Origin of the sequence: Tabrizicola sp., from assembly GCF_016792905.1 — a bacterium.
Taxonomy (GTDB): Bacteria; Pseudomonadota; Alphaproteobacteria; order Rhodobacterales; family Rhodobacteraceae; genus Tabrizicola.
In genome coordinates, this window is sequence record NZ_JAEULP010000043.1 from 1 (window position 1) to 26307 (window position 26307).

Here is a 26307-nt window from a genome sequence, read left to right on the forward strand (position 1 = left end):
TCTCCGCCCAGCGGCAGAGACGGCGCTGGAGCGTGACGAGGGCGGCATTGGCGGTCAGGCCAAGCGCGGCGAGGAGGAAGATCGCCGCGAACATCTGCGGGATCTGGAAGTTGTACTGGGCGTTCATCACCTGGAACCCCAACCCCTTGTTCGCCCCGATCATCTCGGCCGCGATGAGGAGAAGGAGCGCTGTGGTGGCCGACAGGCGCAGGCCGACGAAGATCGACGGAACGCTGGCGGGCAGGATGACGCGGGCAAAGATCGTCGCGCGCGAGGCGCCGAAGGTGGCGGCCATCTCGACCAGCTTGCGATCGACCTCCTTGACCCCGCCGATGGTGGCCAGAAGGATCGGGAACAGCGTCGCCCAGAAGATGACGAAGACCTTCGATGCCTCGCCAAGACCCAGCAGGAGGATGAAGACCGGGTAGAGAGCCAGGGCCGAGGTCTGCCGGAAGAATTGCAGGATCGGATCCAGTGCCTGTTCCACCGCCCTGATCTGCCCCATGAAGAGGCCAACCGGGATGCCCAGGCCCACGGCGGCGGCAAAGGCGATGCCCGAGCGTTGCAAGCTGATCGCGATGTCGTCGAGAAGCGCGCCTCCGGCCAGCCCGTCCCAGGTCGCGGCAAGGATCCTGTCCAGGGGCGGAAAGACGGTCGGGTTGATCCAGCCCAGCGTCGCGCCGACCTGCCACAGGGCCAGGAACCCCGAAAGAAGCCCATAGCGGCGCAGCGCGTTTCCTGCCGCCACCGCCCCCCGGCGCAGGATCGCCGCGCCGGGGGGGACTTCGACAGAGACGACAGGGGAGCTGTCGAGGCTCTGGAAGGTCATGGGATCACTCCGCCGCGTGGGCCGGGCGACGCGCAGCTGCCCAGCGGGTTTCAGGGAACGGCAGGCCGAGGTTCTCGCGCAGGGTCCGGCCTTCATAGGCGGTGCGGAACAGGCCCCGGCGTTGCAGTTCGGGGATCACGAGATCGACGAAATCGGTCAGGCCGGTCGGCAGCCAGGGCGGCAGGATGTTGAACCCGTCGGCGCCTTCGTTTGTGAACCACTCTTCCAGCGTGTCGGCGATCTGGACGGGCGTGCCGACCACGGTGAAGTGGCCGCGCGCCGAGGCGACATGCTGGTAAAGCTGGCGGATGGTAAAGCCGTTCTCGTCCGCGATCTGGCGGATCAGCGCCTGCCGCGACTTCATGCCCTCGGTCGGGCCGACCGGAGGCAAGGGCCCATCAAGGTCCACGCCGGTCAGGTCCAGCGTGCCGCCGGTCAGGCCCTTGATCAGCGCAATGCCGTCCTCCTCCACGATCAGGCTCGTCAGGCGGTCATACTTCTCGCGCGCTTCGCCTTCGGTCCGGCCCACGAAGGGCGAAACCCCGGGCATGATCAGGATGTGGTCCGGGTTGCGGCCAAGACCTCGCGCGCGGGCCTTGATGTCGCGGTAGAATTCCTGCGCCGTGTCCAGCTTCTGGTGGGCGGTGAAGATCACCTCGGCTGTCGCGGCGGCGAGGCCCCGACCATCATCCGACTGCCCGGCCTGCACGATGACCGGATGGCCCTGTGCGCTGCGACTGACGTTCAGCGGGCCCTTGACCTTGAAATGCTCGCCCCTGTGGTTGGTGTAATGCACCTTTGCAGGGTCGAAGAATTGGCCCGACTGCTTGTCACGCAGGAAGGCGTCGTCCTCGAAACTGTCCCACAGCTGCTTGACCACATCGACATGCTCCGCCGCGCGCCGATAGCGGAAGGCATGCGGATGCTGCTGGTCGAGGTTGAAGTTGTGCGCGGCAGACTCAGTAGCGGTGGTCACCACGTTCCAGCCCGCCCGCCCGTCGCTGATCAGATCCAGCGAGGCGAACTTGCGGGCGGTGTTGTAGGGTTCCTCATAGGTGGTCGAGGCGGTGGCGATGAAGCCGAGGTTCCTGGTCAAGGGTGCGAGGGCCGAGAACAGCGTGACCGGCTCGAACCCCGCGACCTTGGCATTGCCGCCCTCGATTCCGCCGCCGAAGGCTATGGCCAGGCCATCGGCCAGGAAATAGGCGTCGAAAAGGCCGCGCTCTGCCTCCTGCGCGAGCTTGACGTGAAAGTCGAAACTCGTCGCACCATCCGCCGGACTGTCGGGGTGGCGCCAGGCGGCGATGTGCTGGCCACCGCCGGGAAGGAAGGCGCCAAGGCGAATTCTGCGGGTCATGGGATGTCCTTTCATCAGGCAAGGGGGCGCCGGTCGCTGACCAATGGGGCAGCGTCGGGGCGAAGGGGTGTGAGAGGGGGTCAGGCGCCCAGCAGGAAGACGTCCGGCAGGGAGCGGCGCGAGAAGAACGGGGCAAGCTGACCCACGGCCCGGCTCATCCTGTCCATCAGCGCGGGGGAGGATGGCTGGCCGTCGGTGAAATCCCGGTCGGCAGCGTAAAGACCCGTGGGTAATGTCTGCGCCTCGAAGAAGCCGAAGAGCGGGCGCAACTGGTGCTCGATCACCAGGGCATGCCGGTCGCCCCCGCCCGTCGCGGTCAGAAGGACCGGCTTGCCCGAAAGCGCCAGCGGATCGACCAGGTCGATCAGGTGCTTGAAGAGCCCGGTATAGCTGCCCTTGTAGACCGGGCTGCCCACCACCAGGGCATCGGCAGTCAGGATCGCCTCAAGCGCCACCCGGGCCGAGACGTCCAGGTCCCCCGCCCTCCGCGCCGAGCCAAGCGAGCGACCGAAGTCGGCCAGGTCATAGATCTCGCCCGTCGCCTCGAACTGGCTCGCCGCCGTGGCCACGACAGTCCTGATCAGCGCCCTTGTCTTCGATGGCCGGTCCAGGTTTCCGGACAGTCCGATGATGGTACGGGTCATGGCAGAAACCTCATCTCGATTCGTTTAATCGTGATTTAGCTTGCGGCGGATTCGGCTTGCTGGCCATTCCATTGAGAGCGGCGGAAACGGAAGAATCCTATGCGTCCGCAGAGGTCTGGAGAGGATGTTTTCCCCCGCGACATGCGGTCATCTGCGGGCGCACCGCCGCAGGGCACAAGGATCAGCGGCCCAAATGCGTCCGGGCAGACCATACATTTCGCTGTCATGAGCCTGCGTTCCGCGCGGGCCGCCTGCTCCGCGTTCCTGATGATCCTGGCCGATCCGGCCGCGCCCACGCCCGCGGGGCATCGGTGGGGAAATCGATAGGCCAGGCAAATCTTCTCAACAGAATCAGATGGTCGTGGCGGAAGCGGTGGCCGCCATATCCGCGTCAAATCCCGTTGCGCCCCGTAACGGTGGACCCGCAGAATATTCAGTAATCTATGGGATTTGGCGACAGTGACTGTTTTATCCCGGCGCAAGGCGTGGTATCGTGTTGCATCATCTTTGATGGGTAGCTTTGGGGGAAACCCACGATGCCGAAGGTCGCCGCCGAACTTGGCCCGCTGGATGTTAAGCGCCTCGCCCATCCCGGCGAAAAAAGCAACGTCATGGTGCCGGTTGGGGGCGTGGCCGGTCTTTACCTGCAACTCACCCCTAAAGGGGGCAGGACCTGGATTCTGCGCATGCAGGTTGGTGGCCGCCGCCGCGACATTGGCTTGGGCGGTTATCCTTCTGTCACGCTGGCGCAAGCCCGTGAAAAGGCAAGGGAAGCTCGCGACAAGGTAGAGCGGGGCGTTGATCCGGTCGAGGAACGGAAGGCAGCCAAGGCCCGCCTAATCATGGCCCGTCGCAAGGGAATGCTCTTTAGCGATGCGGTGGACAAGGCGCTTGCGGCCAAGCTGGACGCCTTCCGAAATGAGAAGCACCGCGCTCAGTGGCGCAGCACCTTGGACCGCTACGCAATGCCGGAGCTTGGCGCGCTACCTGTCGGAGAGATTGATACCGCCGCCGTTCTGCGTTGCCTTCAACCTATCTGGGCGACCAAGACGGAAACCGCCGTGCGGCTTCGCGGGCGAATCGAGGCGGTTCTAAGCTGGGCCACGGTTGCAGGGCATAGGGCAGGGGACAACCCGGCGCGCTGGGCCGGTAACTTAAAGGAACTGCTCCCCGCCGCAAGCAAGGTGGCGAAAGAGGGCAACCACCCCGCCTTGCAAATGGACGATGCCCCCGCCTGGATTGCCGATCTGCGGAAGCGTGAAGGTTTCCCGGCGAGGGCTTTGGAGTTTCTGACCCTGACTGCCGCCCGATCAGGCGAGGTGCGAGGCGCGACATGGGACGAAATCGACCTGGCAAAGGCTCTATGGATTGTTCCGGCCAGCCGCATGAAAATGCAGCGTGAGCATCGCGTGCCGCTGACTGTGGAAGCGGTGGACCTGTTGAAGGCCCTTCCCCGGCTGGACGGCACATCGCTCGTGTTCCCCGGCGTCAAGGGCGGGCCGCTTTCCGACATGACCCTTTCCATGCTTATGCGGCGGCTTCACACGGCGGCGGTCGAAAGGGGCGGGACGGGCTATTTGGACCGCGTAAGCAAGCGCCCAGCCGTCCCCCATGGGCTGCGCAGCACCTTCCGCGACTGGGCGGCAGAGCGGACGCAATACCCCGGCGATATGGCAGAGGTAGCCTTGGCCCACCGGATCAACAATGTGGTGGAAGCGGCATATCGGCGCGGCGACATGATCGAGAAACGGCGGCGGATGATGGCCGATTGGGCCGACTTCATGTCTGGCCGGGCGCTGGGCGGCAACGTGGTGAGGCTAGGCTGATGTGGTGCCCTGAGGGCTATGTTACGCTTGAGCAGGTGCGAACAAGCGCACTGATGATCTGTAGAGACCTAATCCGTGTTCAATATCTAGATGAGGAAGAAATCGATGATGCCGCGCCATCTCTCCTTCCAAACGGCGCTTTGGATATGGTGCGAGCAACAGCTATTTGGCTCCTAGAGGAATGGCTGACGCGCGACGGATGGGCAGTAAGCACGCCCGACGGAAGTCTTGTGCAAGTTAGGCTGCGCCCGCTACTTGAAGTCAAAGATTGGTCGAGTGACCATGATGGATACTATAATCCAATCACGACGATTGGACCACCGCCACCGAAGTGGCTTTCGCTTCGCGACCATGGCTATTTCGACCAGTTCTTGCTGCTGGACTTTGACAGCGGACTGATACGCCCGGTCGCCTTCCCATGGAGATATTGGCAGAGCCTCATTCTGTCCAAGCTATTTTGGAATTTCGGTTTTACTAAAGTGCCTAATCACTACCTAATGCGTTATTTTATCTGGAAAAACTCCTTCAGACTTGCCCGAAAACTCAGTGGCCGCGCGGTCTGTCTAAAGGCGTCCACTCTGGACAGTTGGGCGACAGAGACCGTTGATTACTTGAACGCCTTCCTAGGGAACTCCGGTAAACAATCTTTGCAAGACGCCACGGTTTCCGGCTCGGCAGACCGAGGTGAAGGGGAGCAGCCATTCAGGGGCGCTCTGGGAAGAAAGCCCAAGGAACGGGAGGAAATCGCTGCAGCGATACTGGAACTGTATGGACCAATCCGAGAGCCGATAGTCAGTTACAAAGAAACTGCGAGAGAAATCTCGAAGCACATTGGAAAGACTGTGCATTTGTCGACTTTGCGCAGGGCTTTTGATGCGCTCCGTGAGGATTAAAGAGTGTCCAGAAATCCAGAATGCTCAGATTGGTTTCTGGTAGTTCTGGTTACTTTCGCTCCAACCAACTAGTCGGCAAGTTGCTTCTCGTGGAAACCCCCATGAGGACGCAAATCCATGCCGAAGCACATTGATTCCGCAACTGACAACCGCCCGGCCTATGCCAGCGACACCGCACTTGCCGCCCATTTTGGGGTGAATCGTGCCACGATCTGGGGATGGGTCACCCGCAATGGCTTTCCCGCCCCCGTGAAGCTTTCCCCCCAAATGACGCGCTGGCGCTGGACAGACGTTCAAGCCTGGGAAGCCGCCCAGATGCAAGCCGCCTAAACGAAACCGCCACCCGGGGCAGGGGCGGCGGCTCTATTCGTTTACGGCAATCAGGATGCCCAGAATATAGCCCCATACCGCCCTGCCCGCAATGAGGCAGAGAGCATGACCCAAGAGAAACAGAAGCGCTGGGGCCGAGCGGTCTACACGGTCCAAGACTCCGAAAAAGAAACGCGGGAAATCGTATTGATGGGCCGCGACCGCTGGGCGCTAGAAATGCTCATGCTGGCAGGCCCGCGCGGGATTACCGCAATCGAAATGAATGGGCCGAGGCTACATGCCTACATCTTCGATCTGCGCCACGAACACGGCTTGAACATTGTCCGCGAGGATGAGCCCCACGGCGGCGACTTTCCGGGACACCACGGGCGCTATTTCCTTAAGTCGATTATTGAGCGCAAGGTCGCCCAGGCGGTGGCGGCATGAGCGAAGCCCGCGACCTGACCTATTCCCTTTCCGGCGAGTGGCGGGGCAATCACGGCAACGCCCCTTGCCCGGTTTGCCAAATCGAAAGGCGGCGCGACCAGAGGGCGCTTTCGATCCGAGAGGAAGGGGGTCGACTTCTCACGTTCTGCCATAAGTCGGGGTGCGACTTCCGGGCCGTCACCGAAGCGGCTGGCCTGCCCGCTGCGACGGGGGCAATCGATTTTCAGGCCGCAAGGGAAGCCGACGCCCGGCGTTTAGCTTACGAAGCAGAGCAACGCGCACGCGCCGCGAAGCTCTGGGAGGCAGGAAAGCCTATCGAGGGGACGAAGGGCGAGGCCTATCTGAGAGGCAGGGGCATTGCATGTCAGTTGCCCCAGTCCCTGCGATGGGTTGCTGACGCCTACCACGGGCCAAGCGCCCGATGGCATTCCGCGATGGTCGCCCAAGTCTCGACGGGCGGGGTCCACCGGACATTCTTTGACAAGTCGGGTGTGCGGCTGATCAGCAATGCGAAGATGATGCAGGGACCTTGCTCAGGCGGCGCGGTAGCCCTCTCAGAGGCCGAAGGGCCACTTGTGGTGTGCGAGGGCATAGAGACCGGCCTAAGCCTTCTCAGCGGCCTTCTGAGCGAGCCTGCGGAGGTCTGGGCAGCGCTCTCCACCTCCGGAATCCGCGCCCTTGCGCTTCCGCCGACTCCGAGACGGCTGATTGTGGCCGCTGATGGAGACGGACCGGGATTGGAGGCGGCGAAGGCGTTGGGCGACCGTGCCTATTGCCTTGGCTGGGACGTGTTCCTTTGGCCCGCCCCCGATGGCCTTGACTGGAATGACATCGTGCAAGGCAAGGGGGCGGCATGAACCCGTCTGGCCAGTTCAAATACAAGCCGGAGAGTGCCCCGGATGCATTCCCCGGATGGCAGGTCCTCGACCCGGCGAGCATTCCGCGCATTCGGTTTGTCTATGGCGGGATCTATGCAGCAGGATACCTTACTGTCACTTTTGCCGCCCCAAAGACGGGCAAGAGCCTACTCGGTATGGCTGAAGGTATCGACGCGGCAACCGGCAGAGGGTTTCTCACCGGGCGCGAGACCGAACCCCAAAGGGTCCTCTACTACAACGCAGAAGACGACCAAGCAGTGATGAACGCCCGAACGATGGCAGTCCTGCAAGAGCATGGCATTCCTCAATCCGAAATCGTCGGTCGCTTCTTTCCAGTGTCCGGAGTGTCCGACGACCGAAGCCTTGTCCTGATCAAGGGCGAGAAGAACGAAATTCAGGAACCGGCATTTGCCTTCCTCGCGGACTTTTTCCGGACAGAGGGCATTACCTTGGCCGTCTTCGACCCGTTGCAAGACCTCTCGCAAAGCCCGGAAACGAACGAGGCCTTCCGGGCGCTGGGCGCTCGCATTCGACGCCTCGCCAATGAGACCGGGGTTGCTATCGGGATGGTGCACCATACTCGGAAGCCAAGTGCAGGAGTGCAAATCAGCCTCGACGATGGGCGTGGCGGTTCGGCCCTTCGCGGGGTTGCGCGGTTCAACCGACTCTTGGCACCGATGACCGAAGCCGAAGGCGCGCAGGCCGGGGTAGACGACTTCCGCCACTACTTTCGCATTGCCGAGGCAGAAAGCAACCTTGCCCCGCCGTCATCGGACCGAAACCAGTGGTTTGAGAAAACCGGGGTCGAGATTGGCAATGGCGCGGCATACCCCACCATCCGCAAATGGACCTGGCCGGAGGCATTTACCGGGGTCACGGTAAACGATGCCTGTCGCGTCCGCGCGCTTATTTCAGAGCGCGCTGAGCGGGACGAACCAACCCGAGAGAACGTCCAAGCAAAAGATTGGGCTGGGCACATCGTTGCCGAGGTTCTGAGCCTTGATCTGAACAAGAGGGCAGACAAGGCGCGCGTGGTCGCGATGCTTCGGAAATGGATCGAAACGGGCGTGCTTCGGGTCGAACGATTGGCCCACGGACCCAAGAGGAAAGAGGCGGATTTCATCTTTCCGGGGTCAAACAATCCTGCGGAGGAAGCCCAATGAGTTTTCCCACCTTCCCCCACCTTCCCCAACCTTACCCCCACCTGAGCATATCCCCTGAAAACCTCCCCCACCCCCACCTTCTTTTGGGGTGTGGGGGGGTGGGGGGGAGAGAGGGTAATGTTCCCACCTTCCCCCACTTGGACAGATTTGGCTGTCTGCGGAAGGGCGGTGTTTCTTGCATCTGACCCGTGCCCAGCGTCGCGCCCTGAAAAGCAAAGCCCATGCCAATGCTGCACTCATGGCTGCCTGTTGCTTCGATTTCCTCAAGGACGGGATCAAGCCAATAACCCACCCGCAAGCGGTGGCAGCCCTGACCCGTGCTTTTCGTCGGATGATCGAGGCCGGGGGCAAGCCCGTTGCAATCCCGGTGTCGGAAGGCGAGGCGCTGGGCTTCCCCGAGCGCAAGGCCGATCATTTGCCCGGCGGAGTCACTTGGCTTGCAGTCGGGTTGGACGTGCAAGGGCGCGGGAGCTACGCGCTACACACCGCCCAGTCGGATGACCGCCCAGTGGCGCATGAGGTCGCCCGTAGCTTGGCCCTGGCCCGGTTGGCAGAGGTTTGCGCCTCGCCCGGCTTTCCTTCGCCCTTCGTGGCGAAAGGTGGTGTTGCATGATGCTGACAACCATCCGCCCCGGCCCGGTTCTGCATGTTTGGCTTGACGGAAAGGAAATTGCGGCCTGTCAGCTTTCGCCTTCCGCCGCTCTGACCCTCGCCCGCGCCCTGTTGGCCGCGCTTCCCCCCTTAGATTACAAAAGGTAACCGACCATGGCTGACCCAATTGAAACTCAGAAAGCCCGCCGCCGGTCTCATTCCCGATGCATTGGGGGCCTTCTTCCTGGCCCGTGACCAGAGACTAGGCAGCTTCAGGCGGGGACGGCCAATCATTCGGCTAACCCGTCTGTGGCCTCTAAAATAGGCTCATTTAGAGGATAGGCGCACCGATGCCCGCACCAGACCCAAGGGGAATTTCCGAAGGCCCGGACTGGCCCAGAAGCGTCATCGTTGAACGCTGGGCGCTGGGTAATCCTGCGCATAGGAACGCGCGCGCCCGCCGCATTTTACACAATGCCCGGTTTGGGGAATGGACGTGCCGGGAATGCGGGGAGCGTGTCCCTTTCAGCCGAAGGGCGGATGCCGTCTTTTGCCGGGAAAGCTGTCGGAAGAAGGCCCAGCGCAGACGACGGAAGGCTAAGGGATGAAACGCTATCGCCGCAGACCCGGCCCGACCGGGGCAGAGCTTGCAGCCGTCCGCAAGGCCGCAGGTCTGTCGCAAACGCGACTGGCCCAGAAAGCCCAGATCGGGCGCGATGCAGTCAGCTATTGGGAATGCAAGCCGACCATCGACCCGAGGGGCTGGGCGGTTCGGAAGATGGCAGAGGCCGAACCGGCGATTGCCGCCCTCCTGAGGGACTGGGCAACCAATACGCGCGCACGCGAGATGGGTTCAACTGTCGGAGCCGACTTGCGGGGAAGTGCAGCAATACGCACGCGCGCGGGGATGGGTCTTAGCCCGCTTTCCTCCATGCAGGAAAGGCCGGGGCTGTTTCAGGCGGCGGGCTTGTCGGATTATTTCGGGTCAAACGCGCGCGCGCGGGATGGGTTTAATCCGTCACCCCTGGAGAGGGAGTTTCAGGCCATTCTGGCTCGCGAGCTTATCCGGTTGCAGGAAAGGGAAGCGGAGCGCGCGGCACGGCGGCGAGTGCGCTGCGATGCCAAGACAACCCGGAAAGGAACGCCCTGCCGCAATATGAGTGAGCCGGGCAGAAGGCGCTGCAAGCACCATGGTGGCAGATCGACCGGCCCCAGGACACTTGAGGGGAAGGCCCGCATTGCCGAGGCTCAGAAGGCGCGCTGGGCGCGGTGGCGGTCGGATAAAGTAGAGGCCGAAAATACGGTCGGTATCGGTGAGGCGGTTACCTGACGGGGGATAACGGTCCGACTTTTACCGGGGGATACCAGGCGCGAGACTGATAACAGATCAGGATCAGAGATCAGCCCGACCACCCTAATATTACCCCAAGGTCGGTCCGCCCCTCTTGGGTCTTAGGCCGAGAAGGTTTTGTGGGGGTCGGCTGGACGCCCCTTCAAGAACGCCGCACGAACCACCGGAAATGTGCCCAGCGCTGCGCTGAAAACAGGGCCCGAACAGTGGACGCGGGCCGCTTGTTATGCCCTGCTAACAGGGACCCGCAAAGCCTGAGAACAGCGGCGGATCAGAGCCGATCTGCGCCTGATGTTACAGGCGGAAACAGGACAGGGTAAAAGCGAGGTTCTTGGCTACGCCCCGCCGGGAGTTTCGGACCGAAAGCCCCTTAGAACCCATGCGACGCCCAGTCCAATCAGCAACAGGACAAAGGGGGGGAGGGCCGAAACTTGAATCCAGTTCTTAAGTGAGCGGCTCCTTGCGGCCTCTAGGTCTGTCCGCTTTCCGTCCCCAATCAAGCGAAGCTTGTCTGCCGATCCCGTGTCCCCCGCTTCGACCCATTGCTCTGCTTTGGCGTAGACCTCGCTGATGGTGAACCATTGGGTTTCGCCTTGGACCATGAACCTCGATTGCTTCTCGTTGGGGAAATCCGCCCAGACGAAGGCAGTTATCAGGGCTGCCCAAGCTGACGAAAGGACGATCCACGCCCGAAAGAAGCCCCGTGCCCAGCGCGTTTTCTTCCTCTGAAGTTCCACGTCCTTTCCCCTACCTATCCACGAGAATAATCACCAACATCAGAACGGCAAACGGGAGCAGCCCGGATGCCCAGCCGCCCGTGTGGAGCGGATCAAGCTCAAAGAACTTGTTCACCTCGGGCAACCTCAAAAACCAGTCCCCCGGCAGCGTCCAAATCCACGCAACCGCGCCTCCAAGGTCTGAAATCGTGGTCCCCGGTTCGCAGTTGAAGCCGCTTAGACCTTCGGCGGGCCAGTCAAAGCGACCCTTGATGCCGGTCCATTCCTGATGGTGAGAACACTCAGCCCAATTCATGCCACACGCCCCCGCATGGCGACACCTGGCCCCGCTGCGACCTCGCCGCTTTCGAGAAACTGGATTCCACGCGCCTCTAGGGTTAGCCGCACAAGCTGCACGGTAGACGCTTTCCCCTCGCCCTTGTCGAGTTTGTTGAGGGTATTCCGGTGCAAGCCGGTGGCTTCCGCAAGGTCTGGATTGGCTATGCCCAGCGCCGCTTTCGCCATTCTGAACTGATCTGCAGTCATGCGATGCCTCAATTATTGTGCTGCTAGCATATAAAATGGGTTGACAGCATATGCTGATGGCCCTAAATATATGCTATCAGCACAACGGAGCAACCGCAATGACCTTTGACCGCGCCCAGATCATGCAAGCCGCCTGGACCATCGCCCGCCGCTTCGCTGGCAATCGTGAGACCTGGGGCCAGCGCCTGTCGCGCGCTCTCAAGTCGGTCTGGTGGGACGTGAAGGACGCCGCCCGCTCTGCCGCCCGTCTCGCCGCCGCTGTTGCTGAGCGCGCTGCCCACTTCGCAGGCCGCTCTGCCGCAAGCATCCGGGCCGAAGTCGAGAACATGGAAAACACCGATCGGTTGGGCTTCGATGGCATCCAGCGCCTTTCGGATGCCCGCCGCGCGTTGGCAGAGGCAGAGGCCCGAGAGGCCGACGCCGCCGCAGAGGACTTCGCCGCCAAGCGCGCGCTGATTGCCGCCGCTCAGGGCCGTTTCTATGTGGTCAGTTTCATAAGGGCCGATGGCACCCGCCGCGTGATGCGGGTTCAACCCGCCGCCCTGAAATTCCACGTCAAGGGCGAGGCCGCCAGCGAGGCGAGCCGGAAGGCTGCAGAAACTCGCGCCCAGCGCCACTCGCACTTGCAGCCTGTCTGGGATGCCGACGCCAAGGCCCCCCGCTCTGTGAACCTCGCCACCATCCTTTCGATCAAGGTGGACGGTGCAACGCATACCTTCAACGCGGCGAGCTGATCGGCCCGCCAGTATCTCTGAAAGCAGCGAAAGGAACTGACACCATGATTGACCGTATTGCAGCCGCTCTGTCCCGCCGCAACCTTCTGATCGGGCTGGCCGCAAGCGCTACGGCGGCTACCATTGCCGAAGCGGCAGCCGCCCCGCAGGAAAGCCCGGAGTTGCTTGCGATGGCCGACGCGCTGCCCGCCGTGCTGGCCGAGTATGTTGCCGCCCGCGACAACGTGCGGGCAATCGTGGCTGAATGGTCGCCGCAGTGGCCGGTGCCGGGTGAGCAAATCATCCGCTATGGCGCTGGCTGCAAAGACCATCGGACGCTGGACGGTTGGGGGATTGAACTTCCGTGGGGCAACAGAGGCGTCAAGAGGATGCCACAGATCGGGACACCGGATTACTTCGACGCGGCTGCAAAGCGGCATGAGGAAGCGGTTGCGCGGATCGAGGCCAAGGGGGGACGGCGGGACCTTCACTTCCATCGGAAATGGGCCGAAAGTGAACGCGCGGCTATCGAACCTGCCCGCGCATTCTGGGCAGAGGTGGACCGGATCACGGCGGCATCTGGCATCGAGGCGGCGAAAGCCAGACTTGCGAGGGCAGAGGCCGCACTCAAGTCAGCAGTCGATCAGATCATGCTGGCGGCCGACAAGACCATCACGGGAACCGTCATCAAGGCCCAAGCCATGACCGCATGGGCGGAAGTGGATGGGCTGTCGCGGGTGTTCAACGACAGGGGCACCGCATGGGCCGATTTGCTGGCTGCCTCCATCGTGAAGCAAGCGGCGTAGATGGTCGCCATGAACACCAGAAAGCCGCCGTCCAGCGCCAAAGTTCGGATCGTTCCGGTGTCCGAGCCTCCTCAAGGCGTTTCCATCCGCTTCCTTGGCTACGCCAACCACGCGACGTGGGAGGAACATATGGAATGGGCCACGCGGGGGCTGCCCGAAACGGAGAAGGCGGCGATGTATGAGTCGTATGGAGCTATGCGGGCAGAGGCAAATGCGCGCGACGTGACGCCGGGTCAAAGTTAGACCCATAGCCCTTTCCGTATGATGGAAACCCCCGCCCCTCAGGCGGGGCTTTCTACTTGGGCCTCACTCCGAGCTATCGCCGCCCGCCAGTCTGCTTCCGCGGTGGCGCTGAACTCACCGCCGATATGTCGAGATCAACACCATCGGGGATAAGCCAATGGACATTCTTTCTTACCCTAAAGCGTCGCACTCTGTGCCCACCAGCAAAGCTATAGTTTTCATCCCTTTGGCAGACTTCGGCCACGAAAACATGAGCAAGAGCAAGGGCGTCCAGATAGCCCCACTTCACCCCGTCAACCAGTCTCACAGGAACCTTTGCAAACTCAGCCAAGGCGGCGCACACCCCGCGACGACATGCCGCGAACGGCTTTCTCCACGGCCCGATGCGGAATATCCAACGCATCGGCAATCGTTGCCGTGTTAATGCGCGTCTGTCCAAGGATTCGCTTTGCGCGAATGAACTGATAGACGGCATCCTCAACTTTCTTCTCGCCGCTTCCCCTCGCCATGGCTTTGGGAACCGTCACCGTGACCGATGAGGGGGCTGGAATCAGGATGGAAACGGCTCCCGAGCCTTTCACGTCACTCCCGGTCATTTGGGCACCTCCATAGTTGCGGCCAACTGCAGTAAAATGGCGTCAGAAAGACCCTTTGCAACTGCAAGGGGAAGAATGACCTTGCACAAGGGGTAGACGGGCACCGGCTCTCCGGCTCGAGCAATCTCTAGCTGGTCCGATGACAGTTTCGATGGAACGCGCGTGAATCTGATCTCAAGGTCGTGCTGAGAACGGACAATTTCGGCGTAGTTTGCGTAAACCGGCTCGCTTCCGTTGTCGTCGTCCACAGTGACCTGCACCACCAGTGATGTTGGCAGATCGGTTGGCCCAGGCTGCCTCTTTTCCTTTCGACTCGTTTTCATCAGGCCCCCGCTCGAATCCATACCTTGCCCGTAGGCTCTCTACTTCCAGCACACATACATTAAGCGGGCGTTTCTTTCGAGTTCTTAGTGTCCTCAGTGCTTAGGTTCGTTATTGCGCGGCTCTACCCCTTCCGCTTCCAACCATTCTAGCACCGCGCCCCACACGTCCTGAGGCGCTGGGCGGTTCCTATAGCCAAGCACCGCGTCAAGCTTGCGGCGCAGATCGTCGGGGACGGTTTTCGGCCAAGGCATACGGGGGAACGTAGCGGGAACAGAAGCCCAGCGAAAGCGGCTAGGTATCGTAGGCCCGGCGGTGTTGACGGATGACTTTGGCCTTCGCATTGTCTGACAGTGCGCAGCTTTTTTCCACACGGCGATTCCTTCGGTGGACCCACATGAGATTGGTTGTCCTGGCTCTGCTCATCCTTCCGGTGCAGACAAATGCGCTCACGGTCCAAGAGCTTCTCTCTGCGTGTAAGCCCGAAATGAAGGGTAGCTCAGATTTCGGCGTCTGTGTCGGCGTGGCGGCTGGTGTTTCGCAGGTTATGGCATTCAATTGTGAGTTTCAGAGGGGCGGAACTCCCTTGGCTCCTGGGCTAACCGCTACACTCCCACCGTCCCACGGTGCTGCCGTCCAAGCCTACATAAACTGGGCGGAAAAGAATCCTCAGGTTTGGGGCTTCGAGGGCACCGTTGGGATGATGGCAGCGCTTACTGAGACTTTCCCTTGCGAGTGACCCAAGCGTTTTTGAGATAATGGGCGCTTTGATGGGTATGGCTACCACATCAACCAAATAATCAATGATTTCAACGGATATTGGCGGAAGCGGTGGGATTCGAACCCACGGTGGGGTCTCCCCCACGCTGGTTTTCAAGACCAGAGCCTTAAACCACTCGGCCACACTTCCGGGACGCGCTTCGGCTCTTGCCGATGGCGACGACGACCGCATACCTGCCGCCACCCGATTCTGAAAGGCCGTCCGCCAGCGCAACGCGGGCGATTTCCGCTGATCGTGAGGGGCCGTCATCGCCTGTGCCCTTCCCACCGCTTGCGCAAGGGCGTATGCTCACACACAAGCAGGCGTTCCCGGTGGGGGAAACGGGCGGAGTCCGCCCGGGGCGAAGAGGCCCGAACCACGGGCAAGATCATTTTTAAAGCGCGGCACTTCAGACCGCGCGGTTCTGAGGGCGGAAGATGGCAAGAGCGGGACTCCGGGCAATCGTTTTCGGCATGGCGACGACGGGCCTTCTGATGGGCTGCGTCGAGAGCGGCGGCAAGGGAAGCACGGGTGACAGTGCGGGCCTCGCTGCGGCCCCGGCGAAGAAGAAATCCGGCGCACAGGATGTCGAGGCGCCCGAGGTCTTCCAGGCGAACGACAGCGCGCTCTGGGACGGACGCCCGTCGCTGGGCGGCATCTGGGTCGCCTCGCCCGATGTTACAAACCCCGAACGGGTGGTGATGTTCAATCCGGCCACCGGGAAATCCGTGACGGGCGCACTCTTCAAGCGGGAACGTGACAATCCCGGTCCGAAGTTGCAGCTTTCCTCGGACGCCGCCGAGGCGCTTGGCATCCTGGCGGGCCAGCCGACCGAGATCAAGGTCACGGCGCTGCGCAAGGTCGAGGAGACGGCCCCCGTCGCGACGGCAGCCGCCACGGCACCGGCCGATCCCGCCGCCGCGCCGGCAAAGGACGGCGACGCCGCCGCGGTCGCTGCGGCGGCCCTGGCGGCAGTCGATGCCGACAAGACCAAGACCGATCCGAAGACCAAGGACTCCGATCCCGCCGCCGCGACCACGGCCGGAACCGCAGCCGTTGCCGCGACGGCCGTCGAGGGCGGTGCCGCCGTCGTCGACGGAGCGCCGAAGAAAAAGACCTGGAAGGAACGCCGGGCCGAAGCGAAGGCCGCGCGCGAAGCGAAGAAGAAGGCCGCTGCCGAGGCCAAGGCCGCTGCAGCAGCGGCCGCAGCCGGAACCGCCGTCGCGGCCGAAGGCGAAGCGCCGACGACAACGCCTGACGCGGCGGCGGCAGCTGTCGCCCCGATCGAATCCGCACCGCTCGACGCCCGTAACCCCGACGTGGCGAAGGCTGCGGACAAGGCCTCGAAGAAAGCGTCGAAATCGAAGGCCACTCCCGCGGTCGAAGCGCCTGCCGCTGCCGCTGCCGTCCCTGCCGATCCTGCCGCCCCCGTCGTTGCCGGCGGCCCCAGCCGCCCGATTCAGGTTGCCTCGTTCTCGAAGGAAGACAACGCCAAGCGCGCGGCCGAAGCCCTGGCCAAGATCGGCGTGACCGCCACGCCGCAGAAGTCGGAAAAGGCCGGCAAGGCGGTCTGGGGCGTGGTCGTGACCGGCGATGATGCCATGCTGCAGAAGATCAAGGACGCCGGGTTCGCCGACGCCTACTTCCTGAAATAACCCCGCAAAGGCCCTTCATGTCCAACCGTCTCCGTCTGGTCCTGACCCTCCTCGCCTTCGTGCTGGCGGCCCTGCCCGCCCGCGCCTTCGAGACGGCCGCCACCGCCGCCTGGGTCTACGACATGACGACCGGCACCGTCCTGATGGACAAGAATGCGGACCAGCCGGTTCCCCCGGCCTCGATGTCCAAGCTCATGACCATCAACATGCTGTTCGAGGCGCTGAAGGATGGTCGCGTCACCATGGACACGACCTTTGCCGTCTCGGACAGGGCCGTGCAGATGACCCGCGACGGCGGTTCGACCATGATGCTGCAGCACGACGACCGCCCCACGGTGGAAGAGCTGATCCATGGCATGATCATCAACTCGGGGAACGACGCCTGCGTGGTGGTGGCAGAAGGGCTGGCGGGCACCGAAGAGGCCTTTGCCCAGCAGATGACCCAGCGCGGGCCCGCCATCGGGCTGACGAACTCCACCTTCGTCAACGCCTCGGGCTGGCCCGCCGAAGGCCACCGGATGTCGATGCGCGACCTTGGCATCCTCGGCAAGCGCCTGATCGAGGAATTCCCGGAATACTACCCGATCTTCGGGATGACCGAGTACAGCTACAAGGACCGCTCGCCCGACAACCGCTTCAACCGCAACCCGCTGCTGGATCTTGGCATCGGCGCCGATGGCCTGAAGACCGGCCACACGTCCGAGGCGGGCTACGGCCTTGTCGGCTCGGCCAAGCAGGGCGACCGCCGGATCATCTTCGCCATCACCGGCCTGCCCTCGGACAAGGCCCGCGCCGAAGAGGCCGAGCGCATCGTCGGCTGGGCCTTCCGGCAGTTCTCGGAAAAGACCGTCGCGAAAAGCGGCATCCGCGTTGCCGAAGCAGAGGTGCATCTCGGCGACGCCGATACCGTCGGCCTCGTCCCGGCCGAGGATGTGAAGCTTCTGGTCCCGGCCCTCGTGCAGGACAACCTGACCGCCGAGGTGGTCTACAACGGCCCGCTGATCGCCCCGGTCATCAAGGGCAGCGCCGTGGCCGAACTGATCGTCCACGCCCCCGACCTTCCCGACCGTCGCGTGCCGCTGGTGGCCGAGGCCGATGTCGGCAAGGCGGGATTTCTCAAAAGGGTGACGACGGCAGGCAAGGTGCTCTACGACCAGTATCTCGGGGCCCCGGCCAGCTGAATGCCCGGCCTTTTCATCAGCCTTGAGGGCATCGACGGGTCGGGCAAATCCACGCAAGGGAAGCGCCTGGCTGAAAGCCTGCGGGCACTGGGCCAAACCGTCACCCTGACCCGCGAGCCCGGCGGCAGTCCCGGCGCCGAGGAAATCCGCCGTCTCGTCCTGGAAGGCGCCACCGACCGCTGGTCGGCGGAGACCGAGATCCTGCTCTTCACCGCCGCCCGCCGCGACCACCTGGAAAAGACCATCCGTCCGGCGCTGGCCCGGGGCGAGGTCGTCATCTCCGACCGCTTCGCCGATTCCACCCGCATCTTCCAGGGCATCACCCGCGGCGATCTGAGCCAGATCGTCGACCGGCTGCATGAGCTGATGATCGGGGTGGAGCCCGACCTGACCCTTCTCTTCGACCTCGACCCGGCCACCGGCCTGTCCCGTGCCACCGCCCGCGCGGGCAAGGAATTGCGGTTCGAGGACATGGGCCTCGCGTTCCAGCAGAAGGCCCGCGCCGGGTTTCTGGCTTTGGCCGCGCAGCATCCCCGCTTCCGCGTGGTGGATGCGGATGGCGACCCCGACACTGTGGCCGCGCGGGTGTGGCAGGTCGTTTCGGCCGCCCTCGGTCAAGGGAGGGCCTGATCTCCGCTCGCGGCCGTCACGCGCTCGATCAGGCCGCGCAGCCAGCGGAGCGCCGCCGAGGCATCGCTGCGGGGGTGCCAGATCATCCCGTAGGCGAAATCCGGCACGGAAACGGGCAGCGGCAGCGCGACGAGGCCTGCGGGTAGCCTGCGCACCAGCCGTGCGGGGATGGTCGCTACCAGATCACTGCCGGCCACCGCCGCAAGGTTCGCAGCAAAGCTGGGCGACGACAGCACGACCTTCCGGCTCATCCCCGCGCGGGCAAGCGCCTGATCCACCGGGCTTTGCCCGGGATCGCCCAGCGAAACGACCGCGTGCGACAGGCCAGGGAAGACGTCCGGCGGCGGGGGCTTTTCATCAGGACCGATCGCCGGATGGCCGCGCCGGAGGACCAGCACGAAGCTTTCGTCGAATAGCCGCCGATAGAGATACGGCGCTGGCGGCGGCGCGGTGCCCCAGAAGGACAGGTCCAGCACCCCCTCCTCCAACTGGCGCAGGACGCCGGGGCCAACCGGCAGCGCCTCGACCACGGCCAGCGGCGCCTCAGCCGCCACCGCCGCCACGATGCCCGGCAGCAGGGTAAGCCCCGCATAGTCGCTGATCCCCAGCCGGAACCGTGGCGCGTCGCGCGCCGGATCGAAGGTTTCCGGGCGCAGGCACGCCTGTCCTGCAGCCACGATCGCGGCCACCTCCCTTGCCAGCGCCAGCGCGCGGGGCGTCGGCACCAGGCCACGCCCGGCACGGGTAAACAGCGGGTCGCCCGTCGCCGCGCGCAGCCGGTTCAGCGCATGGCTGATCGCGGGCTGGCTAAGCGACACTGCCTCTGCCGCCTGCGACACCGAGCCCAGGCGGCAAAGCGCATCGAGGATCACCAGCAGATTGAGGTCAGGTCGCATTCATCTGGCGCATATATTCACCAAAATTATTTCATTTGTTGCATTTGACTGCAAGTGGCACCCCGGCGGAACGACCGCGCCCCATTCAAGGATAGACCGATGCCCAGCCCGCTCCCTCCCGGTTTTTCGGCCCCGATCCCGACCCGTTCGAAACTCTTCGGCTGGCTCCTGGTCCTCGCCGGCTGCTTCTTCGCCTATGTCTACATGGCAACGCCCGGCGCCTTCTTTCCCGGCGTGACAGTCGAAACCTTCGCCGAGAAGTTCGGCCTCTGGTCCACCGGCGTCCGCATCCTGGGCTCGGTTCTCGGCATCCTGGTCGCGCTCCTCCTCGACAGCGCGGCCCTCTTGGCGTTGATGCTCCTGACCCGCATCTTCATCGAGCTGGGCGATGTCGTCGTCGGTCTGGTCCTGAACAGCGGGCCGGATACGAACACCTTCACCCTCACCGCCCTCGCCGCGGTCGAGTTTTACATGTGCCTGTTCCTCATCGCGCGCATCCGCAACGGCTGATCCCGTCTTCCAGCGAGACGAAAGCCGTCACTCCTCGGGCAGCATCGCCGGATTCCAGGCCACTTCCCACAGATGCCCGTCCGGATCGCGGAAGTACCCGGCATATCCGCCATAGAACGTGTCCTGCGGCCGCTTGACGATTCCGGCCCCGGCCGTTTCCGCCGCCGCCATCACCGCATCCACCTCCTCGCGCCGCAAGACATTGTGCGCCAGGATAAAGCCCGTGGAACTGACCGGCGCCTTGGCAAGCCCGGTGTCGAAGGCAATGTCCTCCTGCGCCCAAAGCGCCAGCATCAGCCCTCCGGCCAGCCGGAAGAACACCACCGCGCCATGCTCGTATTCCTGCCCGATGATCCCCTCGGTCGGCAGGCCCAGCCCGTCGCGATAGAAGGCCAGCGAGCGTTGAAGATCGGCAACGCCCAGCGTGATCAGCGACACCCTCGGTTTCATGCCTCCCCCTTTCCCAGTGCTGCGGACCATCATACCCCCGCCTGGCCCCGCGATCCACCCGCTGGCCATTGTCCGCACCCCCTTCCCCCCGCCCCCTTCGCCGTGCAATCTCGCGCCCATGGCCGCGACCGATCCCCTGCCCGAGCCCGACCGCCTGGAAGGCGCCCCCCACCCGCGCGAGACGCCGGTCCTGTTCGGTCATGCCGAAGCCCAGGCCGAGTTCCTGGCCACCTTCAATTCGGGCCGTCTGCACCACGCCTGGATGCTGACCGGCCCGAAGGGCGTCGGCAAGGCGACCCTCGCCTGGCGTCTCGCCCGCTTCCTCCTCGCCACGCCCGAAGATGACGGCGGCATGTTCGCCGCCCCGCCGCCTTCGACGCTCGACATCGACCCGGCAACCCCCGTCGCCCGCCGCCTTCTTCAACTGGCCGAGCCGCGCCACTTCCTCCTCCGCCGTGGGCCGAAGGACAAGGAAACCGCCCTGTCGCAGGTGATCTCGGTCGACGAGGTGCGAAAGATGAAAAGCTTTTTCGCGCTCTCCGCCGCCGACGGCGGACGCCGCACCGCGATCATCGACGCGGTCGACGAAATGAACCCCGCCGCCGCCAACGCGCTTCTGAAGCTTCTCGAAGAACCTCCTGCAAACGTTACACTTTTCCTGATCGCCCACCAGCCCGCACGGCTTTTGCCCACCATCCGCTCCCGCTGCCGCGAGCTGCGCCTCACCCCGCTCGCCCCGCAGGAGCTTGCCGACGCCCTCACGCAAGCCGGAGGCGACATCGCCCCCGAAGACCGCACCGCGCTGGCCGAACTGTCCGGCGGCTCGGTGGGCGAGGCTTTTCGGCTCACCAACCTCGACGGGCTGAAACTCTACGGTGCCCTGACCCGCCTCTTCGCCACCCTGCCCCGGCTTGACCGCCCCCAGGCCCTGGGGCTTGCCGACCTCGCCGGGGCGCGCGGCGCCGCCGAGACCTTCGACCTCCTCGTCACGCTGATCGACCTCATCCTCGCCCGCCTCGCACGGCTGGGCGCGACCGGTGCGATGCCGCCGGAGGCCGCTCCCAACGAAGCCCAACTCCTCCACCGCCTCGCCCCGCACCCGCAGGCCGCCCGCGCCTGGGCCGACCTCGCGCAGACCCTCTCCGCCCGCGCCCGGCGCGGCAAGGCGGTCAACCTTGACCCGGCAGCGCTTCTGATGGATATGCTCCTGAAGGTCGACGAGACGGCGGGGAGCCTCGCCCTGAGGTAGCCCGCATGACATCCCCCACGCTTCCCGATCTGCCCCGCCTTCCCGATCTCGTGGATAGCCACTGTCACCTCGACTTCCCTGATCTTGTTGAAGAGACTGCGGAAATCATCACTCGCGCCAGGGCTGCCGGGGTGAACCGGATGGTCACGATCTGCACACGGCTGAAGAATGAGCCGAAGGTCCGCGCCATGGCCGAGGCCCATCCGGAAGTCTTCTACGCCGCCGGGATCCACCCGATGAGCGCCCACGAGGAACCCCCGGTGACGGTCGATCAGCTCGTCGCCTTCGCCCGCCACCCCCGCTTCGTCGGCATCGGCGAGACCGGGCTCGACTACCACTACACGGCGGAGACGAAGGCGATCCAGCAGACCAGCCTCCGCCTCCATATCGTGGCCGCGCAGGAAACCGGCCTGCCGCTGATCATCCACACCCGCGACGCGGACGAGGACATGGAGGCGATCCTCTCGGAAGGCATGAAGCAGAAGCCCTACACCTGCGTCATGCACTGCTTCTCTTCCGGTCCCCGCCTGGCCGAGGCCGCGCTGGAGATGGGCTTCACCCTCTCGATTTCCGGCATCGCCGCCTTCCCGAAAAGCCAGGCCCTGCGCGACATCTTCGCGAAGGCCCCGCTTGATCGGCTGATTCTGGAAACCGACAGCCCCTACCTCGCGCCGCCCCCCTTCCGTGGCAAGCGCAACGAACCTTCCTATGTCGCCCACACCGCCCGCGCTCTGGCGCCCCTGTTCGGCCTCAGCCTGGAAGATTTCGCCGCCCGGACCACCGCGAACTTTGACCGCGTCTTCCCTCGCGCTACCCAACCGGCAAAGGCCGCCTGATGGCGAAACTGACCTTCACCGTGCTCGGCTGCGGCTCCTCGGGCGGCGTCCCGCGCCTCGGCGGCGTCTGGGGCGATTGCGACCCGACGAACCCGAAGAACCGCCGCCGCCGCTGCTCGCTTCTCGTCACCCGGGAAACCGCCGAAGGCGTTACGCGCGTCCTGATCGACACCTCGCCCGACATGCGCGACCAGCTTCTGGACGCAGGCGTCGGCGCACTGGATGGGGTGATCTACACCCACAGCCACGCCGACCACATGCACGGCATCGACGACCTGCGGCAGGTGGTCTTCGCGCAGCGCCAGCGCCTGCCGGTCTGGGCCGACGGTCCCACGCAAGAGGCGCTCCTCTCGCGGTTCGGCTATGCCTTCGTCCAGCCCGAAGGCTCGCCCTATCCGCCGATCCTCGACCTGCACACGATCGACGGCCCGGTCACCGTCAACGGAGCGGGCGGCCCCGTCACCCTGACCCCCTTCCGCGCCGACCATGGCAGCATGGATGCGCTCGGCTTCCGCGTCGGCCCCCTCGCCTACCTGCCCGATGCGGTGGACATCCCGGCCGAAAGCTGGCCAGTGCTCGCGGGCCTCGACTGCTGGATCGTCGACGCGCTGCGGAGGAAGCCCCATCCGACCCATGCGCATCTCGACATGACCCTCGGCTGGATCGCCCGCGCGAAACCGGCCCGCGCCGTGATCACCAACATGCATGTCGACCTCGACTACGCAACGCTCAGGGCTGAACTGCCCGGCCACATCACCCCCGCTTTCGACGGCATGACGATCACCTATGACAACCAGCCCTGACCCGGTGCTTCATACTGGCGAAAATATCCTGGGGGGTCTGGCTGTGAAGCCCCCGGTCGGACGCCGACCATGAGCGCGCTTCTCGACGTCATCCTCCCGGTCTTTCTGGTGATCGGCTTCGGCTATGCCGTCGTCCGCGCAAACCTCCTCTCCGAACCCGCCGTCGACGGCCTGATGCGGTTCGCCCAGAACTTCGCCGTCCCCTGCCTCCTCTTCCGCTCCATCGCCCATCTCGACCTCTCCGCCGCCTATGACCCCGGCCTGATGACCAGCTTCTACACCGGGGCCTTCGCGGGCTTCTTCGCCTGCTTCTTCGGGGCGATGCTGGTCTTCCGCCGCGCCATGCCCGACGCGGTCAGCATCGGCTTCGCCGGGCTCTTTTCGAACTCGCTCCTCCTCGGCCTCGCCATCACCGAGCGCGCCTACGGGACCGCGGCCTTGCAGGGCAACTACGCGATCATCTCGCTGCACGCCCCCATGCTCTACGGGTTCGGCATTGCCTTGATGGAATGGGCGCGGACGCGTGGGCATGGGTTGTCCGGCCCCGCTCTCCTGCGGCAGATCGCGCGGGCGATCCTCTCGCAATCGCTGGTGATCGGGATCCTACTTGGTTTCGCGGTCAACCTGGCGGGCAACCCGCTGCCCGGCTTTTTCTGGTCGGGCATCGACATGCTGGCAGGCGCGGCGATCCCCGTCGCGCTCTTCGGCCTTGGCGGGACGCTGGTCCGCTACCGGATCGAGGGCGACATCGGCCCTGTACTGTTGGTGACATTCGCCTCGCTGATCCTGCATCCGGCCGTGACATGGGCGCTGGCGACGCAGGTCTTCCATCTCGACACCCCGGCCCTGCGGTCGGCGGTGGTCACGGCGGCGATGGCGCCGGGGGTGAATGCCTACATGTTCGCCCACATGTACGGGGTCGGGAAACGGGTGAATGCCTCCAGCGTCCTTGTCGCGACCGCCGCCTCGATCCTGACTGCCTGGGGCTGGCTGCACCTGCTGCCTTGACCCTGTCCACGGTGGACAGAAAATCGGACCCTTTGGAATCAACCACTTGATCGCGGACATTAGGCGTTTCTTAACACCTGTCCGCGCCGCTCCTCGATGACTTCGTCACTCGTCGCAGGCTAACCGCGACGAGAAGCCGAAGGCGAACGAGGAGCCGCCGGTCAGCGCCCCGTCACGCCCCGCAGCCGGTCCGACCGGCGCCGCAGCAACTCCACGCTGGTCAGAAGCAGGACCGAGATCACGACCAGGATCGTCGCCACCGCCAGGATTGCGGGAGAAATCGCCTCGCGGATGCCGTTGAACATCTGCCGCGGGATGGTCTGCTGGTCGGGACCGGCGATGAAAAGGACCGCCACCACCTCGTCGAAGGACGTGACAAAGGCGAATAGCGCGCCCGAGATGATGCCGGGCAGGATCAAGGGCATGATCACCTTGAAGAAGGTGGTGCGCGGGTTCGCCCCGAGCGAATGCGCCGCCCGGATCAGCGACTGGTCGAAGCCGGTCAGCGTCGCCGTCACGGTGATGATCACGAAGGGAATCCCCAGAACCGCGTGGGCCACGATCACGCCAAGGTGCGAGTTCGCAAGGCAGCCCTTCTCGGACAGGAAGACGCCGAAGATCGCCCCCATCGCGCTGTCAGGGGCCACGCAGGCCTTGGCGAAGAAAAAGCTCATTCCGACCGCGATGATGATGATCGGCACGATCATTGGAGAAATCAGAAGCGCCATGATCACCCGGCGATAGGGCATCTCGGGCCGTGACAGGCCAAGCGCCGCGATGGTACCGAGCGTCGTCGCCAGGATGGTGGCCCAAAGCCCGATCCAGAACGAGTTCTTCGCCGCCTGCACCCAGGTCGCCCGCTCCCAGACCGCCGCCCACCAGGTGCCGTCGCGCGGCGTCTCGGGTGCGGGATGGCCCAGGGTCAACAGCGTGTCATACCAGCGCATCGACCAGCCCGCCGGATCGAAGGCGAGCATCTTCGGAGTGAAGGTGAAATAGGGCTCGGCGTTGAACGACAGCGGGATCACGATCAGGATCGGCGCGATCAGGAACAGGAACACCAGGCAGCAGATCACCAGGTAGGTGTAGTGCCAGATGCGCTCCAGAGGGTCGGCATAGGTGGGAAGGGCCATGATGTTCTCCTTAACCCAGCTTCAGCCGGTCGATGCCGATCAGACGGTCGTAGAGCCAGTACAGAAGCAGGATCGACACCAGGAGCATCCCGGCAATGGCAGCGGCCAGCGACCAGTTCGACTTCGACATGTGGAAGCTGATCAGGTTGGAAATCAGCTGCCCGTCCGCGCCGCCAACGAGTGCGGGGGTGATGTAGTAGCCCACGGCCAGGATGAAGACGAGGAGCGATCCGGCGGCGATTCCCGGCAGGGTCTGCGGCAGGTAGACCCGGCGGAAGGTGGTCCAGCTGGTCGCGCCGAGGGATCGCGCCGCACGGGCATAGCTGGGCGGGATGACCTTCATCACCGAGTAGAGCGGCAGGATCATGAACGGCAGGAGCACATGCGTCATCGCGACGATCGTGCCGGTCATGTTGTACATCATCGTCAGGCGCCCGTCGTCACTGACCAGGCCAAGCCCGACCAGCATGTCGTTGACGATCCCCTGTTCCTGCAACAGCGCGATCCAGGCCGTCGTCCTGACCAGAAGCGAGGTCCAGAACGGCAAGAGCACCAGGATCATCAAGAGTGACGCCCGCGCCAGCGGCAGCGTGGCCAGCAGATGCGAGATCGGGAAGGCCAGCAGCAGGCAGATCACCGTGATCAGGCCGGAAATCAGGAAGGTCTTGAAGAACAGGTACAGGTAGATCCGGTCCTTGTCGCCCCCGCGCGCCCAGCCGTCGTCGGTCAGCTTCCGGTCCGCGGCAACCTTGTAGAATTCCATGGTATAGGCGCTTGAGGCAGCGCTCATCCCCCGCCACAGCGCGGGCTTGCCCCATTCGGGGTCGAGCGCCAGCAACGAGTCCTTGAACGGGGCAACCAGCGTCTTGGCTTCGCGCGCGCCCTTCTTGAACAGGGAGATCGTGCCGGGCACCGTGTAGTTGATCCGCGTCCCGGCGATCCCGGTGGTCTTTTCGACCTGCATCCG

At 64.1% G+C, this 26307-nt stretch carries 29 protein-coding genes, 1 tRNA gene and 1 pseudogene; 20 read left to right on the plus strand and 11 right to left on the minus strand.

The window, feature by feature from the left end:
* The 3 genes from JNL31_RS09350 to msuE form a co-directional block, all read right to left on the minus strand.
* The coding region (locus JNL31_RS09350) for an ABC transporter permease (RefSeq protein WP_294972651.1) at positions 1-829 on the minus strand (829 nt) is incomplete at its 3' end.
* A 4-nt stretch (positions 830-833) separates the two neighbouring features.
* Positions 834-2186 carry an LLM class flavin-dependent oxidoreductase gene (locus JNL31_RS09355; RefSeq protein WP_294972652.1) on the minus strand — a complete coding sequence of 451 codons (1353 nt, stop codon included), beginning with the start codon at positions 2184-2186 and terminating at the stop codon, positions 834-836.
* 80 nt (positions 2187-2266) lie between these two features.
* Positions 2267-2830, minus strand: a complete 564-nt coding sequence (gene msuE, locus JNL31_RS09360) for an FMN reductase (RefSeq protein ID WP_294972653.1) — start codon at positions 2828-2830, stop codon at positions 2267-2269.
* 536 nt (positions 2831-3366) lie between these two features.
* Between msuE and JNL31_RS09365 the strand changes: the two genes are divergently transcribed.
* From JNL31_RS09365 to JNL31_RS09400, 8 genes are all read left to right on the plus strand, one after another.
* Entirely contained in the window at positions 3367-4656 is a 1290-nt protein-coding gene (locus JNL31_RS09365; RefSeq protein WP_294972654.1) for a site-specific integrase, read from the plus strand.
* 53 nt (positions 4657-4709) lie between these two features.
* Complete coding sequence (locus JNL31_RS09370; RefSeq protein ID WP_294972656.1) at positions 4710-5549, plus strand: hypothetical protein; 840 nt, start codon at positions 4710-4712, stop codon at positions 5547-5549.
* A 117-nt stretch (positions 5550-5666) separates the two neighbouring features.
* Complete coding sequence (locus JNL31_RS09375; RefSeq protein WP_294972657.1) at positions 5667-5879, plus strand: AlpA family transcriptional regulator; 213 nt, start codon at positions 5667-5669, stop codon at positions 5877-5879.
* Positions 5880-5984: 105 nt separating this feature from the next.
* The gene (locus JNL31_RS09380; protein WP_294972659.1) at positions 5985-6305 is read left to right on the plus strand and encodes a hypothetical protein; all 321 of its coding nucleotides are present in this window, start codon (positions 5985-5987) and stop codon (positions 6303-6305) included.
* Positions 6302-7162, plus strand: coding sequence for a toprim domain-containing protein (locus tag JNL31_RS09385; RefSeq protein ID WP_294972661.1), 861 nt, complete (start codon positions 6302-6304; stop codon positions 7160-7162). The genes JNL31_RS09380 and JNL31_RS09385 overlap by 4 nt, the downstream gene beginning before the upstream one ends.
* Positions 7159-8346, plus strand: coding sequence for an AAA family ATPase (locus JNL31_RS09390; RefSeq protein ID WP_294972662.1), 1188 nt, complete (start codon positions 7159-7161; stop codon positions 8344-8346). The genes JNL31_RS09385 and JNL31_RS09390 overlap by 4 nt, the downstream gene beginning before the upstream one ends.
* Positions 8347-8584: 238 nt before the next feature.
* Complete coding sequence (locus JNL31_RS09395) at positions 8585-8959, plus strand: hypothetical protein (RefSeq protein WP_294972664.1); 375 nt, start codon at positions 8585-8587, stop codon at positions 8957-8959.
* A 582-nt stretch (positions 8960-9541) separates the two neighbouring features.
* Positions 9542-10267 (plus strand): helix-turn-helix transcriptional regulator, encoded by a 726-nt coding sequence (locus JNL31_RS09400; protein WP_294972666.1) that lies wholly within the window; start codon positions 9542-9544, stop codon positions 10265-10267.
* A 768-nt stretch (positions 10268-11035) separates the two neighbouring features.
* On the opposite strand, the gene JNL31_RS09405 is transcribed toward JNL31_RS09400, so the two are convergent.
* The gene (locus JNL31_RS09405) at positions 11036-11320 is read right to left on the minus strand and encodes a hypothetical protein (protein WP_294972667.1); all 285 of its coding nucleotides are present in this window, start codon (positions 11318-11320) and stop codon (positions 11036-11038) included.
* A complete protein-coding gene (locus JNL31_RS09410; RefSeq protein ID WP_294972669.1) occupies positions 11317-11550 on the minus strand; it encodes a transcriptional regulator in 234 nt (77 codons plus the stop codon). The genes JNL31_RS09405 and JNL31_RS09410 overlap by 4 nt, the downstream gene beginning before the upstream one ends.
* Positions 11551-11648: 98 nt before the next feature.
* On the opposite strand from JNL31_RS09410, the gene JNL31_RS09415 reads away from it, so the two are divergent.
* The 3 genes from JNL31_RS09415 to JNL31_RS09425 all read left to right on the plus strand — a co-directional run bounded on the left by JNL31_RS09415 (position 11649) and on the right by JNL31_RS09425 (position 13312).
* On the plus strand, positions 11649-12284 hold the full coding sequence (locus JNL31_RS09415) for a hypothetical protein (protein ID WP_294972671.1): 636 nt from the start codon (positions 11649-11651) through the stop codon (positions 12282-12284).
* Positions 12285-12454: 170 nt separating this feature from the next.
* Complete coding sequence (locus JNL31_RS09420) at positions 12455-13069, plus strand: hypothetical protein (protein WP_294972672.1); 615 nt, start codon at positions 12455-12457, stop codon at positions 13067-13069.
* Positions 13070-13312, plus strand: a complete 243-nt coding sequence (locus tag JNL31_RS09425) for a hypothetical protein (RefSeq protein WP_294972674.1) — start codon at positions 13070-13072, stop codon at positions 13310-13312.
* A gap of 323 nt (positions 13313-13635) precedes the next feature.
* On the opposite strand, the gene JNL31_RS09430 is transcribed toward JNL31_RS09425, so the two are convergent.
* Both JNL31_RS09430 and JNL31_RS09435 read right to left on the minus strand, forming a co-directional pair.
* Positions 13636-13908, minus strand: a complete 273-nt coding sequence (locus tag JNL31_RS09430) for a hypothetical protein (protein WP_294972675.1) — start codon at positions 13906-13908, stop codon at positions 13636-13638.
* A gap of 1141 nt (positions 13909-15049) precedes the next feature.
* Positions 15050-15139, minus strand: a tRNA-Ser gene (locus JNL31_RS09435).
* 287 nt (positions 15140-15426) lie between these two features.
* Here JNL31_RS09435 and JNL31_RS09440 point away from each other — a divergent pair.
* The 4 genes and pseudogenes from JNL31_RS09440 to tmk form a co-directional block, all read left to right on the plus strand.
* Positions 15427-15849 (plus strand): annotated as a pseudogene (locus JNL31_RS09440) (SPOR domain-containing protein); the annotation flags it as partial.
* A gap of 459 nt (positions 15850-16308) precedes the next feature.
* Positions 16309-16644: an SPOR domain-containing protein gene (locus JNL31_RS09445; protein ID WP_294972697.1), complete on the plus strand. Its 336-nt coding sequence runs from the start codon at positions 16309-16311 to the stop codon at positions 16642-16644.
* A gap of 17 nt (positions 16645-16661) precedes the next feature.
* Positions 16662-17825 carry a D-alanyl-D-alanine carboxypeptidase family protein gene (locus tag JNL31_RS09450; protein WP_294972677.1) on the plus strand — a complete coding sequence of 388 codons (1164 nt, stop codon included), beginning with the start codon at positions 16662-16664 and terminating at the stop codon, positions 17823-17825.
* Positions 17826-18455, plus strand: a complete 630-nt coding sequence (tmk, locus tag JNL31_RS09455; protein ID WP_294972679.1) for a dTMP kinase — start codon at positions 17826-17828, stop codon at positions 18453-18455. It abuts the gene before it with no gap.
* On the opposite strand, the gene JNL31_RS09460 is transcribed toward tmk, so the two are convergent.
* Positions 18440-19351 (minus strand): LysR family transcriptional regulator, encoded by a 912-nt coding sequence (locus tag JNL31_RS09460; protein WP_294972680.1) that lies wholly within the window; start codon positions 19349-19351, stop codon positions 18440-18442. The genes tmk and JNL31_RS09460 overlap by 16 nt on opposite strands.
* Positions 19352-19450: 99 nt before the next feature.
* Between JNL31_RS09460 and JNL31_RS09465 the strand changes: the two genes are divergently transcribed.
* Positions 19451-19861 (plus strand): hypothetical protein, encoded by a 411-nt coding sequence (locus JNL31_RS09465; protein ID WP_294972682.1) that lies wholly within the window; start codon positions 19451-19453, stop codon positions 19859-19861.
* A gap of 27 nt (positions 19862-19888) precedes the next feature.
* On the opposite strand, the gene JNL31_RS09470 is transcribed toward JNL31_RS09465, so the two are convergent.
* Entirely contained in the window at positions 19889-20311 is a 423-nt protein-coding gene (locus tag JNL31_RS09470) for a VOC family protein (protein WP_294972684.1), read from the minus strand.
* A gap of 118 nt (positions 20312-20429) precedes the next feature.
* Between JNL31_RS09470 and JNL31_RS09475 the strand changes: the two genes are divergently transcribed.
* From JNL31_RS09475 to JNL31_RS09490, 4 genes are all read left to right on the plus strand, one after another.
* A complete protein-coding gene (locus tag JNL31_RS09475; RefSeq protein ID WP_294972685.1) occupies positions 20430-21560 on the plus strand; it encodes a DNA polymerase III subunit delta' in 1131 nt (376 codons plus the stop codon).
* Between the two features lie 5 nt (positions 21561-21565).
* Positions 21566-22396 carry a TatD family hydrolase gene (locus JNL31_RS09480; protein ID WP_294972687.1) on the plus strand — a complete coding sequence of 277 codons (831 nt, stop codon included), beginning with the start codon at positions 21566-21568 and terminating at the stop codon, positions 22394-22396.
* The gene (locus tag JNL31_RS09485) at positions 22396-23199 is read left to right on the plus strand and encodes an MBL fold metallo-hydrolase (protein ID WP_294972689.1); all 804 of its coding nucleotides are present in this window, start codon (positions 22396-22398) and stop codon (positions 23197-23199) included. Before JNL31_RS09480 ends, JNL31_RS09485 begins: the two co-directional genes overlap by 1 nt.
* Positions 23200-23268: 69 nt before the next feature.
* Positions 23269-24207: an AEC family transporter gene (locus tag JNL31_RS09490; RefSeq protein WP_294972691.1), complete on the plus strand. Its 939-nt coding sequence runs from the start codon at positions 23269-23271 to the stop codon at positions 24205-24207.
* A 161-nt stretch (positions 24208-24368) separates the two neighbouring features.
* Here the strand turns inward: JNL31_RS09490 and JNL31_RS09495 are convergent, their stop codons facing one another.
* Both JNL31_RS09495 and JNL31_RS09500 read right to left on the minus strand, forming a co-directional pair.
* Positions 24369-25340, minus strand: coding sequence for an ABC transporter permease (locus tag JNL31_RS09495; RefSeq protein ID WP_294972693.1), 972 nt, complete (start codon positions 25338-25340; stop codon positions 24369-24371).
* A gap of 10 nt (positions 25341-25350) precedes the next feature.
* On the minus strand, positions 25351-26307 hold a 957-nt coding region (locus tag JNL31_RS09500; RefSeq protein ID WP_294972695.1), incomplete at its 5' end, for an ABC transporter permease.

What these genes read in the sequence shown, in the direction of transcription:
- JNL31_RS09415 (WP_294972671.1), top strand. Translation starts at nt 11,649, where the DNA reads ATGACCTTTGACCGCGCCCAGATCATGCAAGCCGCCTGGACCATCGCC.
- JNL31_RS09490 (WP_294972691.1), top strand. Translation starts at nt 23,269, where the DNA reads ATGAGCGCGCTTCTCGACGTCATCCTCCCGGTCTTTCTGGTGATCGGC.
- JNL31_RS09465 (WP_294972682.1), top strand. Translation starts at nt 19,451, where the DNA reads ATGCCCAGCCCGCTCCCTCCCGGTTTTTCGGCCCCGATCCCGACCCGT.
- JNL31_RS09380 (WP_294972659.1), top strand. Translation starts at nt 5,985, where the DNA reads ATGACCCAAGAGAAACAGAAGCGCTGGGGCCGAGCGGTCTACACGGTC.
- JNL31_RS09400 (WP_294972666.1), top strand. Translation starts at nt 9,542, where the DNA reads ATGAAACGCTATCGCCGCAGACCCGGCCCGACCGGGGCAGAGCTTGCA.
- JNL31_RS09495 (WP_294972693.1), bottom strand. Translation starts at nt 25,340, where the DNA reads ATGGCCCTTCCCACCTATGCCGACCCTCTGGAGCGCATCTGGCACTAC.
- JNL31_RS09355 (WP_294972652.1), bottom strand. Translation starts at nt 2,186, where the DNA reads ATGACCCGCAGAATTCGCCTTGGCGCCTTCCTTCCCGGCGGTGGCCAG.
- JNL31_RS09430 (WP_294972675.1), bottom strand. Translation starts at nt 13,908, where the DNA reads ATGACCGGGAGTGACGTGAAAGGCTCGGGAGCCGTTTCCATCCTGATT.
- JNL31_RS09390 (WP_294972662.1), top strand. Translation starts at nt 7,159, where the DNA reads ATGAACCCGTCTGGCCAGTTCAAATACAAGCCGGAGAGTGCCCCGGAT.
- JNL31_RS09425 (WP_294972674.1), top strand. Translation starts at nt 13,070, where the DNA reads ATGGTCGCCATGAACACCAGAAAGCCGCCGTCCAGCGCCAAAGTTCGG.
- JNL31_RS09375 (WP_294972657.1), top strand. Translation starts at nt 5,667, where the DNA reads ATGCCGAAGCACATTGATTCCGCAACTGACAACCGCCCGGCCTATGCC.
- JNL31_RS09470 (WP_294972684.1), bottom strand. Translation starts at nt 20,311, where the DNA reads ATGAAACCGAGGGTGTCGCTGATCACGCTGGGCGTTGCCGATCTTCAA.
- JNL31_RS09385 (WP_294972661.1), top strand. Translation starts at nt 6,302, where the DNA reads ATGAGCGAAGCCCGCGACCTGACCTATTCCCTTTCCGGCGAGTGGCGG.
- JNL31_RS09395 (WP_294972664.1), top strand. Translation starts at nt 8,585, where the DNA reads ATGGCTGCCTGTTGCTTCGATTTCCTCAAGGACGGGATCAAGCCAATA.
- JNL31_RS09420 (WP_294972672.1), top strand. Translation starts at nt 12,455, where the DNA reads ATGGCCGACGCGCTGCCCGCCGTGCTGGCCGAGTATGTTGCCGCCCGC.
- JNL31_RS09475 (WP_294972685.1), top strand. Translation starts at nt 20,430, where the DNA reads ATGGCCGCGACCGATCCCCTGCCCGAGCCCGACCGCCTGGAAGGCGCC.
- JNL31_RS09450 (WP_294972677.1), top strand. Translation starts at nt 16,662, where the DNA reads ATGTCCAACCGTCTCCGTCTGGTCCTGACCCTCCTCGCCTTCGTGCTG.
- JNL31_RS09410 (WP_294972669.1), bottom strand. Translation starts at nt 11,550, where the DNA reads ATGACTGCAGATCAGTTCAGAATGGCGAAAGCGGCGCTGGGCATAGCC.
- JNL31_RS09460 (WP_294972680.1), bottom strand. Translation starts at nt 19,351, where the DNA reads ATGCGACCTGACCTCAATCTGCTGGTGATCCTCGATGCGCTTTGCCGC.
- JNL31_RS09485 (WP_294972689.1), top strand. Translation starts at nt 22,396, where the DNA reads ATGGCGAAACTGACCTTCACCGTGCTCGGCTGCGGCTCCTCGGGCGGC.
- JNL31_RS09365 (WP_294972654.1), top strand. Translation starts at nt 3,367, where the DNA reads ATGCCGAAGGTCGCCGCCGAACTTGGCCCGCTGGATGTTAAGCGCCTC.
- msuE (WP_294972653.1), bottom strand. Translation starts at nt 2,830, where the DNA reads ATGACCCGTACCATCATCGGACTGTCCGGAAACCTGGACCGGCCATCG.
- JNL31_RS09405 (WP_294972667.1), bottom strand. Translation starts at nt 11,320, where the DNA reads ATGAATTGGGCTGAGTGTTCTCACCATCAGGAATGGACCGGCATCAAG.
- tmk (WP_294972679.1), top strand. Translation starts at nt 17,826, where the DNA reads ATGCCCGGCCTTTTCATCAGCCTTGAGGGCATCGACGGGTCGGGCAAA.
- JNL31_RS09370 (WP_294972656.1), top strand. Translation starts at nt 4,710, where the DNA reads ATGATCTGTAGAGACCTAATCCGTGTTCAATATCTAGATGAGGAAGAA.
- JNL31_RS09480 (WP_294972687.1), top strand. Translation starts at nt 21,566, where the DNA reads ATGACATCCCCCACGCTTCCCGATCTGCCCCGCCTTCCCGATCTCGTG.